At 63.6% G+C, this 14,789-nt stretch carries 16 protein-coding genes; 5 read left to right on the forward strand and 11 right to left on the reverse strand.

The features are described from left to right. Window positions 1–5 precede the first annotated feature (5 nt). A complete protein-coding gene (locus ABWO90_RS04385; protein WP_353189981.1) occupies window positions 6–1,367 on the forward strand; it encodes a hypothetical protein in 1,362 nt (453 codons plus the stop codon). Window positions 1,368–1,528: 161 nt separating this feature from the next. Here ABWO90_RS04385 and ABWO90_RS04390 read toward each other — a convergent pair whose 3' ends face one another. After that, on the reverse strand, window positions 1,529–2,056 hold the full coding sequence (locus ABWO90_RS04390) for an FKBP-type peptidyl-prolyl cis-trans isomerase (RefSeq protein WP_353189982.1): 528 nt from the start codon (window positions 2,054–2,056) through the stop codon (window positions 1,529–1,531). An 87-nt stretch (window positions 2,057–2,143) separates the two neighbouring features. On the opposite strand from ABWO90_RS04390, the gene ABWO90_RS04395 reads away from it, so the two are divergent. Together ABWO90_RS04395 and ABWO90_RS04400 are read left to right on the forward strand one after the other, a co-directional pair. Further along, window positions 2,144–3,364, forward strand: a complete 1,221-nt coding sequence (locus ABWO90_RS04395; RefSeq protein WP_353189983.1) for a ribosomal protein uL16 3-hydroxylase — start codon at window positions 2,144–2,146, stop codon at window positions 3,362–3,364. A 179-nt stretch (window positions 3,365–3,543) separates the two neighbouring features. Then, the gene (locus ABWO90_RS04400) at window positions 3,544–3,801 is read left to right on the forward strand and encodes a hypothetical protein (protein WP_353189984.1); all 258 of its coding nucleotides are present in this window, start codon (window positions 3,544–3,546) and stop codon (window positions 3,799–3,801) included. A gap of 171 nt (window positions 3,802–3,972) precedes the next feature. Here the strand turns inward: ABWO90_RS04400 and ABWO90_RS04405 are convergent, their stop codons facing one another. The 10 genes from ABWO90_RS04405 to ABWO90_RS04450 all read right to left on the reverse strand — a co-directional run bounded on the left by ABWO90_RS04405 (window position 3,973) and on the right by ABWO90_RS04450 (window position 13,053). Then, window positions 3,973–4,764: an MBL fold metallo-hydrolase gene (locus ABWO90_RS04405; RefSeq protein WP_353189985.1), complete on the reverse strand. Its 792-nt coding sequence runs from the start codon at window positions 4,762–4,764 to the stop codon at window positions 3,973–3,975. A gap of 8 nt (window positions 4,765–4,772) precedes the next feature. Continuing rightward, complete coding sequence (gene bamC / locus ABWO90_RS04410; RefSeq protein ID WP_353189986.1) at window positions 4,773–5,918, reverse strand: NlpB/DapX family lipoprotein; 1,146 nt, start codon at window positions 5,916–5,918, stop codon at window positions 4,773–4,775. Window positions 5,919–5,968: 50 nt separating this feature from the next. Further along, window positions 5,969–6,886, reverse strand: a complete 918-nt coding sequence (gene dapA / locus ABWO90_RS04415) for a 4-hydroxy-tetrahydrodipicolinate synthase (protein ID WP_353189987.1) — start codon at window positions 6,884–6,886, stop codon at window positions 5,969–5,971. Window positions 6,887–6,928: 42 nt separating this feature from the next. Further along, window positions 6,929–7,525, reverse strand: a complete 597-nt coding sequence (locus ABWO90_RS04420) for a class I SAM-dependent methyltransferase (protein ID WP_353189988.1) — start codon at window positions 7,523–7,525, stop codon at window positions 6,929–6,931. Then, complete coding sequence (locus ABWO90_RS04425) at window positions 7,522–8,724, reverse strand: tryptophan--tRNA ligase (protein ID WP_353189989.1); 1,203 nt, start codon at window positions 8,722–8,724, stop codon at window positions 7,522–7,524. The genes ABWO90_RS04420 and ABWO90_RS04425 overlap by 4 nt, the downstream gene beginning before the upstream one ends. 25 nt (window positions 8,725–8,749) lie before the next feature. Continuing rightward, on the reverse strand, window positions 8,750–9,415 hold the full coding sequence (locus tag ABWO90_RS04430) for a site-2 protease family protein (protein WP_353189990.1): 666 nt from the start codon (window positions 9,413–9,415) through the stop codon (window positions 8,750–8,752). A 106-nt stretch (window positions 9,416–9,521) separates the two neighbouring features. Further along, a complete protein-coding gene (locus tag ABWO90_RS04435; protein WP_353189991.1) occupies window positions 9,522–10,148 on the reverse strand; it encodes an L-threonylcarbamoyladenylate synthase in 627 nt (208 codons plus the stop codon). A gap of 12 nt (window positions 10,149–10,160) precedes the next feature. Continuing rightward, complete coding sequence (locus ABWO90_RS04440; RefSeq protein ID WP_353189992.1) at window positions 10,161–10,994, reverse strand: 3',5'-nucleoside bisphosphate phosphatase; 834 nt, start codon at window positions 10,992–10,994, stop codon at window positions 10,161–10,163. Window positions 10,995–11,095: 101 nt separating this feature from the next. Continuing rightward, window positions 11,096–11,992: an alpha/beta fold hydrolase gene (locus tag ABWO90_RS04445; RefSeq protein ID WP_353189993.1), complete on the reverse strand. Its 897-nt coding sequence runs from the start codon at window positions 11,990–11,992 to the stop codon at window positions 11,096–11,098. Window positions 11,993–12,114: 122 nt separating this feature from the next. Next, window positions 12,115–13,053 carry a ferritin-like domain-containing protein gene (locus tag ABWO90_RS04450; RefSeq protein WP_353189994.1) on the reverse strand — a complete coding sequence of 313 codons (939 nt, stop codon included), beginning with the start codon at window positions 13,051–13,053 and terminating at the stop codon, window positions 12,115–12,117. Window positions 13,054–13,102: 49 nt separating this feature from the next. Between ABWO90_RS04450 and ABWO90_RS04455 the strand changes: the two genes are divergently transcribed. Both ABWO90_RS04455 and hslO read left to right on the forward strand, forming a co-directional pair. Next, window positions 13,103–13,627, forward strand: coding sequence for a gamma carbonic anhydrase family protein (locus tag ABWO90_RS04455; RefSeq protein WP_353189995.1), 525 nt, complete (start codon window positions 13,103–13,105; stop codon window positions 13,625–13,627). A 211-nt stretch (window positions 13,628–13,838) separates the two neighbouring features. Beyond that, complete coding sequence (hslO, locus tag ABWO90_RS04460; RefSeq protein ID WP_353189996.1) at window positions 13,839–14,774, forward strand: Hsp33 family molecular chaperone HslO; 936 nt, start codon at window positions 13,839–13,841, stop codon at window positions 14,772–14,774. Window positions 14,775–14,789: the final 15 nt, after the last annotated feature.

The raw sequence follows: 14,789 nt of genomic DNA on the forward strand, positions 1-14,789 counted from the left end.
CTGCCATGCCGAGCCCGCTTCGCTTGCGCGCCGTCCGTCACCCCCGCATCGGCCATGGGGTCGTGTGCCTGGTGGCGATCGCGCTCGCGATCGGGACGATGTCGCCGGGCGCTTCGGCGGCGAACGCAAAGGCAGCAGCAAAAGCGACAGCGAAGACATCTGCCAAGGGCCCACCCAAGCCGCCTCCGTTTGAATTCGCCGTGCTCGGCAACACGCCCTTCAGCAATACCGAAGTGCCGGTGTTGCGCAGCGTGCTGGCGAGCATTGGCGATACTCAGGCCGCGTTCGTCGTACACGCAGGCAATCTCAAAAGCGTGACGGAGTCATGTCGCGACGAACTCATCACCCAACGACTCAACCTGCTCGCCAGCTCCCCGAGACCACTGATCTTTGTGCCGGGCGCGAACGACTGGGCCGATTGCCAGAAGGCCACCGAAAGCAGCTACAACCCCGTGGAGCGGCTCGACTTTCTGCGAGATCATGCGTTCGACGACGACGCGCTGCTCGGCCCTGGCCCCGTGGGATACGCGCAGTTCGAACTCACGCGCCAAAGCGACATGGCGCGCTTTCGCCAGTATCACGAGAACGTGCGGTGGCTGTATCGCGGCGTGGTCTTCGTCGGCCTGAACCTGCCCGGCAACAACAACAATTACCGCTCGGCAGGCGGACGCAACGGTGAATTCGAGGACCGGGTCGTTGCCACGCGCGTCTGGCTGCAACACGCCCTGGTGTACGCCCAGCAGAAGGATGCCGTCGGCATGGTCGTCATCGCGCAAGCGGATCCGGAGTTCGAGCCGGCACGCGGCGAGGGACTGGGCGGGATTTTCTCGGATCGCGCGAAACGGCGCGGTGTGGACGGCTTCAAGGATTTCCGCGTGCAACTGCAGCGTCTGGCCGCTCGCTTCAAGGGGCCGATCCTGCTCATCAACAGCGGGAAGACGATGCATCACGGGCAACCGCTACGCGATGCGCACGGCGCTCCGGTGAAGTCGTTCACCCAACTGAGCACTTATGGCTCGCCGAACGCCAATCGATGGGTTCGCGTACGCGTCGATCCGCGTTCGCCACAACTGTTTCGCATCGACAGTGTCGTGCTGCCGCCAAACAGCAATGCAGCGCCTGTCGGTCAGCGCAGTGGCAGTGGCAGTGGCAATGGCAGCGCCCCCACCCCGGGCATCACGCAGAACCCGGAGCCTGTGCGATCGCCGTCGGGTGCCACGACACCTGCGCCGTATTCGGCCATCTATCCGTCTTCAGGCGTGGCTGCGGCCAGTGGCGCCAATTCGGACCCGAATCAGGGCGTCATGCCCATCGGACCTGCTCTTCGCCCGAGCGCATCGCAGCACACTGCGACGCACGGCAACTGAGCGGACAACAGCCTCCGACGAAAAACAAACGCCGAGCCTGACGCATTGCACAAGCAATGCGCCGGACTCGGCGTTGGTCATTTTGCATTGATCGACGTTTGTCGGCGATGCCGGCCGGCAGCGCGTGTGACAGCCATCGCGCAACGCAAATTGTCTGACGCTTAGTGCAGCGTGGGCGCGTCGTCTTCGTCTTCGTCGACGATCTCGAGACCCGATGCGCCATGCGCATGCTGGTGCTCGATCTCTTCTTCCGTCGCCGGACGCACGTCAGCCACCGTCAGTTCGAAACGCAGTGCCATGCCGGCGAGCGGATGGTTGCCGTCGAGCACGACCTTGTCTTCAGCCACGTCGGTCACCGTGTAGATGAGCGTGTCGGCCTCGTCTTCGCCGTCTTCCGGCGTGCCTTCGAACTGCATGCCGACTTCCAGCGGTTCCGGGAAACGGCCACGTTCCTCGACCTTGATCAGCTCGGGATCGTAGTCGCCGAAGGCATCGGTCGGTTCCAGTTGCAGTTGCGTGGCGTAGCCGACGTCATGCCCATCGAGCGCTTCCTCGATCTTGGGGAACGTGCCATCATAGCCGCCGTGCAGATAGACCATCGGCTCGGCGCCGCTTTCTTCGATCAGGTTGCCCTGAGCGTCCGACAACTTGTAAGTCACCGAGACGACGGTATTCTTTTCGATCTTCATCAAACTCTCCGAAAAACAGCCCGCATTATACGCGCAGCCGTATGACAGCGACCCGGCAATCACTCGGAGCAACGCGACGACCTCCGCATGACGACATCCCTCCCCTCATCGCCCCTGCTCGGCGGCCTCGCGCCCGACGCGTTCATGAAGCGCTACTGGCACAAGCGTCCACTGCTCATTCGACAGGCGATTCCCGGCTTTACGGCCCCCCTTTCGCGTGACGCACTGTTCGCGCTCGCGGCGCAGGACGACGTCGAATCTCGTCTCGTGAGCTTTGCCCGCAAGCGGTGGCAACTCGCGCATGGCCCTTTCGACGCCGACGACCTGCCGCCGCTCACCCGCAAGCAGTGGACACTGCTCGTGCAGGGCGTGAATCTTCACGCACCGGCCGTCGATGCGCTCATGCAACAGTTTCGCTTCATTCCCGACGCCCGTCTCGATGACGTGATGATCAGCTACGCGACCGATGGCGGCGGCGTAGGCCCGCACCTCGACTCGTATGACGTCTTCCTGCTCCAGGCGCACGGCCAGCGCCGTTGGCGCATCGGGCCGCAGCGAGACACCACGTGGCAGGAAGGCGTGCCGCTGCGCATTCTCAAGCACTTCGACGCCGAAGAGGAATGGGTACTGGCGCCGGGCGACATGCTGTATCTGCCCCCGGGCTATGCGCACGACGGCGTTGCCGTCGGCGAATGCATGACGTACTCCATTGGCTTTCGCGCGCCGCTCGAACAGGAAATGCTGGAGAACTTCCTGTACTACCTCGCGGAAAACGCAGCCGACCTGCCATTCGCACGCCATTTCGCGGGTCGATACGCGGATCCGAAGCAATCGGCCGTCAAACATCCCGCTGCGCTGCCCGATGCCATGATCGACACGCTGATGTCGCAGTTGGAGAAGGTGCGATGGGGACAAAAGGAAGTGGAAGATTTCCTCGGCCGCTGGTTGAGCGAGCCGAAGTCGCATGTGTTCTTCGATCCGCCCGAGCGCCCGATTTCCGTCGACAAATTCGCGCGCGAAGCCGCGTCGCGCGGCGTTTCGCTATCACCCAAGACACAGCTGTTGTATCGACGCAACCGCTACTACGTGAACGGCGAGCCGCTTGAAGTCCCCGCCAGCACGCGATCAACGTTGCGCATGCTCGCCGATCATCGAAAGCTAAATGCAACGGAATGTGCGAATTTCGAGCAAAAAGACCAAGAAATCGTTGAAATTCTGTACGATTGGTATGCTTCGGGATGGCTACAACTCGAGCCGGACTCGGGGCCGGTGCGAAAGTTGCGCGCTGTAAGGAAAAAAGCGGGGTAATTGCGCGAGATTGACGTGACGCGTTGGGGAAAACCCAATATAATTTCTCGCCAAGCAGCTTGCATAGCCAAGGGTAATCCTCAATTGCCAATGTCTCGCAATCGGCTTTGCGCTGGCAAGAGCGTATTACCGTAACTAATTATTCATTCGCTTGTCTTCTACCATAAAAGGACGTGATCATGAAGAAGTCTCTCCTCGTCGCTTCGTTGTTGGCTATCGCCCTGACCGCCTGCGGCAAGAAGGAAGAAGCCGCTGCTCCGGCCGCTGACGCTGCCGCTTCGGCTGCTGCTGCTGCTTCGGACGCTGCTTCGGCTGCCGGCGCTGCTGCTTCGGACGCTGCTTCGGCTGCTGGCGCTGCTGCTGACACGGCCGCTTCGGCTGCTGGTGCTGCTGCTGACGCTGTTGCCTCGGCTGTTGACGCTGCTGCCAGCAAGTAAGCTCTCGCTGCCTCACGGCAGTTGAGCAAAAAAAGCCGGTCTTTCGACCGGCTTTTTTATTGTCCTTCGCTTGAGTTTCCCCTCGCCTTCCTTCCCTGCCTCACCCGCCTGCGCGCCGCTATCGGCTGCACGCGCCAGAGTGCTCCCTAGTAGCCCTCGCAATTCACCGCACTAGCACGTCAGCCAGTCGAAACCGCCCGCCTGCGTCGCCACCAAAATTTCCGTCGCCTCGGTGCCAATGACCGCCGACATGGCCGCCATGGCGAGTTCCGGCGTGTTGTTCTGCTCGCTCAAATGCGCGCAGATCACCCGTTGCAACCGAACTCTGTCGATAGCCCCGAGAATCTCCGCTGCAGAATCGTTCGCCAGATGGCCATATGTGCCACCAATGCGCGCCTTGAGCGACGGCGGATACTTGCTGTTGGCGAGCATCTCACGGTCGTGGTTGCATTCGAGCACCAGGGCGTCGCAACCGCCGAGCGTGGCGATGAGATGCGCCGTCGGGCAACCGGCATCGGTGAGCACCCCCAGACGTCGCACACCGTCGGAGAAGACGAATTGCAGCGGCTCACGCGCGTCGTGAGGCACCGTATAGGGATGAAGCTCGAGATCGCCGACCGACAGCCGCTCATCGGAACGACACCAGCGCACCAGCGTATCGTCGCCGTCGGATTTGAGCGTGGCATGCACCTTGACGGCCTGCCCCGTGCCCCAGCTCATGATGAGCGGAATCCGGTACTTGCGTGTGAGGGAAAGCGCACTGCCGATGTGATCGGCATGCTCGTGGGTGATCACGATGGCGTCGAGCGACGCCACGTCGATCGAGCGAGCCGCCAGGCGCCGCTCGACCTCTCGCATCGAGAAACCGCAATCGAGGAGAATACGCGTCGTGGAGGCGCCTTCCGACGCCTCCACCAGCAGGGCATTGCCTTCGCTGCCGCTGCCTAAACTGGCGAACCGCACGCCCCGCCTTAACGGAGCTGGTTGCCGATAACGCTGATGATCGTCTGCGCGATCTGCGAGTTGTCGACGTTACCCTTGTCGTCGAGCACTTGCACACGGGTCTGGCTGTCGCCTCGGCCCTGAACGTTCACGCTGAACTTCTTGGCCTTCTTGCTATCCTGCACTTCCTTCGCATGGAACAGGCTGTAGAAGAAGCCGTTGTCCTTGGCGAGCGTGGCCGGATCGACATAGCTCACGAAGTACAGACCCTTCGCGCGATCGCGGTCGTCCACCGTGAAGTTGCCGCGATCGAGCGCCACGCCCACACGACGCCATGCGCGATCGAACGGCTCGTTGATGTCGAGGTAAGCGGCGTCAGCCGTCTTCACGACCTGGCTCGTCGGACCACCGGTCGACTTGGCGTTCTCGACCTGCGCCTTGGCCTGATCGGCCTGCGCACCGAAGCGCTGCATCAGCTTGGTCAGCATGATCGCTTCGAGACCGGGATCGTTCGGCGCCGGCTCCCACTTGGTCGTGTCCTTCTGCGAGTTCGTGAACACTTCGACCATGCGACGATGCGTGATGTAGATGTCCGTGCCGCCGTTCGGATCACGTTCCACACGGGTACGGAAGCGATCGCGTTCGCCGGTCGAATACAGGCCGTCGAGCACCTTGCCGAGCAGATCGCGGATGATGTCCTGATTCAGCTTGGCGCGGTTTTCCGCCCAGTCGGTTTCCATCACGCCGGTATCGGCGGAATCGATCGTCAGCACGAAGCCGTTTTCTTGCCAGAACTCACGCAGCGTCGGCCACAGATCGCCGGCCGGCTTCTGGATCACGAGCCAACGCTCGTTGCCGTCGCGCACGACCTTCATGCCCGGCACGTCCGGCAGCACGGTGTCCGTCGGGTTGGCAGCAACGACCTTCTGCTGGGTTTCGTAGTTCGACAGCGTGGCGGTACCGCCCGGCGTCACATACTTGCGGTCTGCGGCCTGAACGTTCGTCAGATCCGGCGGAACGTCGAGCGAGGGGCCCGTCTTCGAGCTCTTGTAATCGACCTTGTCCGACGACAGCGCGCTCGAGAGCGAGCTGCATCCGGCAACGAGGGCCAACGAGGCAATAGCGGCCCATGCCAGCACGGGACGAGCTACGGAATTACTGACGATTCGTTTCATGAGTCGCAAAAAAAGGGGTGGGCAACGAACCCGGGTGCCTGAACGACAGGTTAGACAACGGCGATGTTGGCCGACTTGAGGGCAGCGAGCACCGTCTCGTGGCACGGCTGCGCAAGCGGCGTGAGCGGCAGGCGAATGCCCGACGCGATCATGCCCATCTTCTGCAGCGCCCACTTCACGGGGATCGGATTGGCTTCGACAAACATGGCTCGGTGCAATTCGAACAGCTTGAATTGCAGTTCCCGGGCCTTGGCCACGTCACCGGCCAGCGCAGCGGCGCACAGATCGTGCATCGCACGCGGTGCCACGTTCGCGGTGACCGAGATATTACCCTGACCACCCATGAGCATCAGCGCCACGGCAGTCAGGTCGTCGCCACTGTACACGGCGAAGCTCTTCGGGGCACGCCGGATCAGGTCGATGCCGCGATCCAGGTTGCCGGTGGCGTCTTTCACGCCCACGATGCCAGGCACTTGCGCCAGACGCAGCAGCGTGTCGTTGCTGGCGTCTGCCACGGTACGGCCGGGCACGTTGTAGAGAATGACCGGAAGGTCGACAGCTTCCGCGATCGCGCGGAAATGCTGGTACTGCCCTTCCTGCGTCGGCTTGTTGTAGTACGGCACGACCTGCAGCGACGCATCGGCGCCGACCTTCTTGGCGTGCTTCGTGAGTTCGATGGCTTCTGCGGTCGAGTTCCCGCCCGTACCGGCGATCACCGGCACCTTGCGGCCGCGCGACTTGCCGGCTTCGGCCGTTTGCTGCACGGCGATCTCGACGAGTTCGCAATGCTCTTCGACGTTGACCGTCGGCGATTCGCCCGACGTACCGACGATCACGATACCGTCCGTGCCTTCGTCGACGTGCCAGTTGATCAGGTTGCGCAGCGCTTCGCGGTCAAGGCTGCCGTCCTCTGCCATCGGCGTGACAATCGCGACGATACTGCCTTGAATCGGAGTTTGGGTAGTCATGGTTGATCGAACAATTCAGCGATAAGGGTGGATTGTAGCGGATTACGCAGCCGCCTCGTACAGCGCGGCAGTGCCGGGGTTTTCCCCGGGGGCGGCACGCGTGGCGCACAAGCGCTGCACACAGGCCGCGCGCGGCGCCGGTAATGTCACGTCTTCGAAGCCCGCCACGCGCAGTCCCGCCTCGCCTGCGACCGCGAGCAACTCGCCCGGCGCCAGCAAAAACAGCGGATTGGACGGTTTCCCGTACCTTTCGTTTCCGTGCGCAAAGGTCTCGTAAATCAGCACACCGCCCGGCGCAACACTCGCGGCGATGGCGTTGAACAGCGGCCGGTGCAGATAGTTCGTCACGACAACCGCATCAAAGGTCTCGCCCGGCGCGAACGGCCACGGCGCGCCCTCGAGATCAGCGATCAGCGTCGTCACGCCGGTCAGCGTTGCCATCGTGGCAAGCGCCGCGGCATCACGATCGACGGCCGTGACATGCGCCCCGCGCGCGGCCAACCAGCGCGCATGACGTCCGTGACCGCATGCGAGATCGAGCACGTGGGCACCGGGGGCAATCAGATGCGCCCAGCGCACGAGCCACGGCGACGGCGCACCGGTGCCATGCACCATCCCGGGAGCGGCCGCAGACGTCATGAATAGGACAGTCCCATGGCTTCGCGCACGTCGCGCATGATTTCCTGCGCCGACTTGCGGGCCTTTTCGCAGCCGTCGGCCACGATCGCGCGCAACAGCGACGGATCGTCCATGTACTTCTGCGCGCGCTCGAGCATCGGTTGCTGCTCGCGCAAAATGCCCTCGATGACCGGCTGCTTGCATTCGATGCAACCGATTCCGGCACTGCGGCATCCCTTCTGCACCCATTCGCGCGTGTCGTCGTCGCTATAGACCTGATGCAACTGCCACACCGGGCACTTCTCCGGATCGCCCGGATCGGTGCGACGCACGCGTGCCGGATCCGTCGGCATCGTGCGCACTTTTTTCGTGATCGATTCTGCGTCTTCGCGCAGGCCGATGGTGTTGTTGTAAGACTTCGACATCTTCTGGCCATCGAGCCCCGGCATGCGCGACGCCGGCGTCAGCAGCGCCTGCGGCTCGACAAGAATCAGCTTGCGCGCGCCTTCGAGATAGCCGAAAAGACGCTCGCGATCGCCCATCGACAGCGATTGCGACTCGGAAAGCATGGCACGCGCCTGTTCGAGCGCTTCGTCGTCGCCCTGCTCCTGGTACGCCGTGCGCAACTCCAGATACAGCTTCGCGCGCTTGCTGCCGAGCTTCTTCGACGCAGCCAGCGCCTTCTCTTCGAAGCCGGTTTCACGACCGTACAGATAGTTGAAGCGCCGCGCGATTTCGCGGGTCATCTCCACGTGGGGCACCTGATCTTCGCCGACCGGCACGTGCAGTGCGCGGTAGAGCAGAATGTCGGCCGCCATGAGCACCGGATAGCCAAGGAAACCGTACGTCGACAGGTCCTTTTCCTTGAGCTTCTCGATCTGCTCCTTGTACGTCGGCACCCGTTCGAGCCAGCCCAGCGGCGTGCTCATGCCGATGAGCAGTGCCAGCTCGGCGTGCTCGGGCACCTTGCTCTGAATGAAGAGCGTTGCCTGATTCGGATCGATCCCTGCGGCGAGCCAGTCGATCAGTACGTCCCATACGTTCTGTTCGATGACTTCCGGCGTTTCGTAGTGCGTGGTGAGCGCATGCCAGTCGACCACACAGAAGTAGCACGGATACTCCGACTGAAGCTGAATCCAGTTCTTGAGCACGCCGTGATAGTGGCCGAGATGCAGGCGACCTGTCGGTCGCATGCCGGAGAAAACGCGTTCGGGGTACATGGTCTCGTTATGTTTTGCGAAAACTTCAGGAAAGCAGCGACAACAGCGGCGTGAGCATCCAGACGATGACGTCACGGCCCCACTGGATGAGCGGCCACAACCACACGCGGCCGAGCACGCCGCTCACCACCAGCGCCATCACGATAAAAAAGCCGAAAGGCTCCACGCGCGAGAGCGTGTAGGCCGCGCGCGCAGGCAGCAGCGACACCAGCACGCGTCCGCCGTCGAGAGGCGGCACGGGAAACAGGTTGAACATGCACATCACGAGGTTCACCAGCAGCCCCGCCTGCGCCATCATCATGAAGAACGGCTCGTGAACGCCCGTCAGTTGCAGGACGACGGCGAGCACCGCCCAGAGAAAGGCCTGTACGAAGTTGCAGAGCGGCCCGGCGAGCGCGACCCAGATCGTATCGACGCGCGGATTGCGCAGGCTGCCGAACGCCACGGGCACCGGCTTCGCGTAACCGAACAGGAACGCCCCGCTGGTCATGAAATAAAGCGCGAGCGGCACCAGAATGGTGCCGATCGGGTCGATGTGCTTGAGCGGGTTGAGCGTCACGCGCCCCATCAGAAAGGCCGTAGGGTCGCCGAAGTATTTCGCGACATAGCCGTGGGCGGCCTCGTGCAACGTAATCGCGAAGAGGACGGGGAGCGCGTAGACCGCAATGGTCTGGATCAGGTCTGCATTCATAGCCAGCTATTGTATCAAGCAGACCCGCACGCCAGTATTACCGCGTATTGCACGATACGCTGGCGCACGGTGGCCGCCCGATTTCCCCGACCGCGCATATTTTCGCCTACGCCAGCCCGAACGGCGCCAGCGCCCCGCGCCCGCGACGCAGCACCTCCGGCGGCGTGACGGTCAGGTCGACCACCGTCGACGGCTCTTTGGGACACGCACCGCCGTCGATCACCAGATCCAGCTGCTTTTCCAGCTTTTCTCGAATCTCCTCCGGGTCGTTCAGCGGCTCGTCCTCGCCGGGCAGAATCAGGGTCGTCGCAAGCAGCGGCTGGCCCAGCGCTTCGAGCAACGCCAGCGTGATGGCGTGTTCCGGCACGCGCAGACCGATGGTCTTTCGCGACGGATGCGAGAGTCGGCGCGGCACTTCCTTCGTCGCCTCGAGAATGAACACGTACGGCCCCGGCGTGGTTGCTTTGATCAGCCGGTATTGCCGGTTGTCGACGATGGCAAACTCGGCCAGTTCGGACAGATCGCGCACGAGCAACGACAGCAACTGCTTCTCGTCGAGTCCGCGAATACGACGCAAGCGGTCCACGGCGTGCTTGTCGTCGATGTGGCACGCAATCGCGTAGCTCGAATCGGTCGGCAATGCCACGATGCCGCCCTTGTCGATGATCTGGGCGGCCTGCTTGATAAGACGTGGCTGAGGATTTTCCGGATGAATCTGGAAGAATTGCGACATAGCGTCGTAAGGTTACTGCCAGCGGCTCCAGATAGGGGTGAGATCCTCGGGCAGCGCAGGCAGCTTGCCGAGTAGCGCACGGCTCTCGGTCGGTCCATGGAAATCCGAGCCGCGCGACGCCAGAAAACCGTACCGGCGCGCGACGTCGGCATACTCGCGGTACTGCTCCGGCGTATGGCTGCCGGTAATCACTTCAATCGCCTCGCCGCCCAGATCGCGGAACTGATCGAACAGCACCCCGAATTCCAGCGGCGAAAACTTGTAGCGCCCCGGGTGCGCCACGGCAGCAATGCCGCCCGCGCCCCGAATCCACTTCACCGACTCTTCCAGCGTGGCCCACCGGTGCGCCACGTAGCCCGGACGCCCTTCGGCCAGATACTTGGCAAACACGTCGGAAACCGACGCGCATTTGCCGATCTCCACCAGATATCGCGCGAAATGCGTGCGCGAGATCAGATCGGGGTTGCCGACGTAACGCAGCGCGCCTTCATAGGCATCGGGAATTCCGGCGGCGGCGAGTTGGTCGCTCATCTGCTGCGCCCGTGCCGCCCGCCCGCCGCGCGTAGCGCCCAGCCCGTCGATCAGCGTGGGATTATCGGGGTTGATGTTGAGCCCGACGATATGCACGGTGCGATTCGCCCACGTGATGGAAATCTCCACGCCGCTGACGTATTGCATGCCGAGCGATTCCGCCGCCGCACGCGCTTCGCGTTGACCGCCGATCTCGTCGTGATCGGTCAGCGACCACAGCTCGACGCCGGCCTCGAACGCAACCTGCGCCACTTCAGACGGCGACAGCGTGCCGTCCGATACCTTGGAATGACAATGGAGATCCGCGTTGAGCATGATGAGCCGCCGGCAAGCCGTCTGGTCCACCAGACACCGGCGCGTGACGTAGTAATGACGCCTTCATTCTACCGCTCAAGTGCACGTGACGCGAGTTGCCGTCACGTCCGGTCGCGGCAGAAGTCGTCGATCAGCCGCGCCACTTCCTCCGGCTGATCGTGATGCAGCATGTGCCCCGCATCGGCCACGAAGGCTTCCGTCAAATTCGGAAAGACCTCGAAGCGTTCCCGGAAGACGTCCCCACCCTGCGCCCCGGCAAAGTGTTGCAGCACCTCGGAATCCCGGGCTTCGACGTGCAGCACCGGGGCGCTCACGTTGCTCCATACGGCCATGGCCTCGTCGAGACGGTACGGATACGGATTCGTGATCTTGTGGGCGGCATCGGCAAGCAGATGCCATTGACCATCGTCCGCCTGACGTGCCCAGCGCTGCGCCAGCCATGCAGCGCGCTCGGGCGTGAGGCGCGGGTTGGTCTTGCGCAAGCGCGCGGCCACGTCGTCCAGCGTGGCGTACGGGCGCAGCGTCGGGGGGCTTTGCAGGTCGTCGAGCCAGCGGCCCAATTGACGAATCGCCGCAAGCGGCTGCGCGGGCGGCAGACCGAAGCCTTCCAGATTCACCAGGCGCCGCACCCGCGACGGCCGCACCCCCGCGTACAGGCAAGCGACATTGCCGCCCATGCTGTGGCCGACGAGGTTGATGGCCTCGCCCGGCGCCGCATACACGTCGAGCAGGGCCTCGAGATCGGCCAGATAGTCCGGAAACCAGTAGCTGGCGCTGCGGCCGTCGGCGACGGGCCAGTCCGTCAGCCCGAAACCGCGCCAGTCCGGCGCGAACATATGCCAGCGTTGTGCCAGCGTCTGTGCCACGAACTGGAACGACGCCGAGACGTCCATCCAGCCGTGCAGGAGAAACAGCTTCGGCGCGCCAGGCGTGCCCCACTGACGTACATGATGGCGCAGGCCGCGCACAGTCAGAAACTCGGATCGCGATTCAAACATGATTCAGGCTCGACGCAGACAGATACTGAAGATCGAAACGATTGGGGTAAGCGCCGAGTATATCGGCTGGCGGGACGGCTTCAAAAATGCAGAAGACGACTGACGACGGGTCGCGTGGCGACTCACTCGTTCGCCTGGAGCGCCGCGAGCTCATCCTCGTCGAATCCCGCCTGCCGGCGGGCGTCGAGATTGAACGGCCCGCGAAGTCGCGGCGCGCTGTACTGCTTTGCAAGCCGGGCATAAGTCTCGACGGGCTCGCAACCGGCGCGCTCGCAGCCCCAGCGATACCAGTGATTCCCGATGGCCACGTGACCGATCTCGTCGCGCAGGATGATGTCGAGGATCGCCGCCCCGGCTGCGTCGCCCGCGCCAGCCAGCTTGGCCCTGATCGGCGGACTGGCGTCCAAGCCGCGCGCTTCGAGCGTGCGCGGCACCAGTGCCAGACGCGCCAGCCAGTCACCGGAAGTGCGGCGCGCCATTTCCCACAGGCCGTCGTGCGCGGGGAAACAGCCGTAGAAATACGTGTCGCCCAGCGTTTTGAGGTGCGCCGCCAGCAACGAGAAGTGATAGGCCTCCTCCACCGCCACCTGCAGCCAATCGTCGTAATACGCCACCGGCAGGTCGTCGAAACGCCAGAGCGCATCGAGCGCGAGATTGATGGCGTTGAATTCGATGTGGGCGAGCGCGTGCAAAAGCGCCGCGCGCCCTTCCACCGACGTGACGGCCCGGTGTTTCAGCTCTCTTGGCGACACGAGCGCCGGTGTCGCCGGACGCCCCGGAACCCCGGCATCTCGCTCATCGGGGTTGTGGGAAGCCCCCGCCGCCTCGAGGTGGCGCGCCGGATACCACCGCGCGGCGCCGCGCTGCACCGCCTCGCGAAGCGCCGTGACGCCCTCGGCCTTCTCATACGGGTCGCCAAGGCGCAGCAGCGCCAACGCGCGGGCTCGCGCGCAGTCCGCGTCATCGGAAGGGCTTCGGGGATCGTGAAAATCGCGCGCAGTGGATTCTGGCGCCGCATTGGGCGCCGCGGCGGCGCCGGGCGCAGGAGTGAAATCGGCCATGACGTTACAATAGCAATTTCGTCGATTCTAACCGCGAACCGAAGCTGCCATGCCGATCTATAAACTTGGAGACAAGACCCCGCAGATCCACGAGAGTGCTTTCGTGGCCGACACCGCGACCATCATCGGCGAAGTCGTTCTCGCCGAGAACAGCAGCGTGTGGCCGGGGGTGGCGATTCGCGGGGACAACGAACCGATCAAGGTCGGCGTGGGGACCAACGTGCAGGAAGGCGCCGTGCTGCACGCCGACCCGGGCTTCCCGCTGACGCTCGCCAATGGCGTGAGCGTGGGCCATCAGGCCATGCTGCATGGGTGCACCGTGGGCGAGAACTCGCTCATCGGCATTCAGGCGGTGCTGCTCAACGGCGCGGTCATCGGCCGGGACAGCCTGGTGGGCGCAGGCGCACTGGTCACCGAGCGCAAGACCTTCCCGGATCGCTCGCTGATTCTGGGCGTTCCCGCCAAGGTTGTGCGCGAACTGACCGACGAGGAAGTCGCGAACCTCAAGCGCAACGCGGATGTGTACGCAACGCGCCGTCAGGTCTTCAAGGAACAGTTGGTGCGCATCGGCTGAACGGGCCACCGGCCACGGCGTGCGCCGGCCAGCCGGCGCGCGGCGTCGATGCCGACGTGTTGAAAATGCGGCGCGCGCCCCCAAATACTGCAGCATTGACGCGCCAATCCCCGGCTTTTGTGCAATTTCGGCCCCGTTTGTGCGTTTTTTGTCCATCGCACCACCGCCCGGCACATTGACCGCCGTTGCCGCATTTTTCAGGAATTCAACCGTGTCCGATCAACTTCAGAAATTCATGTTCGACGCCGCCCCCGTGCGCGGCGAGTACGTCAGCCTCGACGCCACCTGGCGCGCCGTGCTGGAACGTCACGACTACCCGGCTCCCGTGCGTCACCTGCTGGGCGAAATGATGGCGGCAGCCGCCTTGCTCACGGCCAACGTCAAGTTCGACGGCGCGCTGATCCTGCAACTGCACGGCGACGGCCCGGTCAGCATGGCGGTCGTGGAGTGCAATGCCGACCTCACGATGCGCGCCACCGCCAAGTACCACGGCGAGATCCCCGACGACGCCACACTGAAGGCGCTCGTGAACGTCAACGGCCGCGCGCACTTCGCCATCACGCTCGACCCGCGCGTCAAGCAACCGGGGCAGCAGCCGTATCAAGGCGTGGTGCCCCTGTCCGACGAACACGGACCGCTGCCCGATATGGCGTCGGTGCTCGAGCATTACATGCACCATTCGGAGCAGCTCGATACGCGGCTGTGGCTCGCCTCGGACGGCGATCACGCGGTCGGGATCCTCCTGCAGAAGCTGCCGGGCCACGGTGGTACGGCCGGCATTGGTGCCGAGCGGGCGCCCGAACTGGACGAGGACACGTGGAACCGCGTCTGCCAGCTCGGCAACACGCTCAAGCGCGAGGAAATGCTCAGCACCGATCGGGAAACCATGCTTCACCGCCTGTTCTGGGAAGAGACCGTGCGCGTGTTCGATCCGCAGGTGACGTCGTTCCGTTGCACGTGTTCGCGCGACCGCGTCGCCAACATGCTGCGCACGCTTGGCGAAGCCGAGGTCATGAGCGTGTTCGACGAACGCCCCAATGTCGAAGTCGCCTGCGAGTTCTGCCGCCAGGTCTATCACTTCGACAAAGTCGACGCTGCACAGCTCTTTACCGAGCAGTCGCACGCCGCGCCGTCCGCACAACATTGATTCGCGCCAGCTCGG

Source organism: Pandoraea pnomenusa (genome assembly GCF_040391475.1).
In the GTDB taxonomy this organism is placed as follows: domain Bacteria; phylum Pseudomonadota; class Gammaproteobacteria; order Burkholderiales; family Burkholderiaceae; genus Pandoraea; species Pandoraea pnomenusa_C.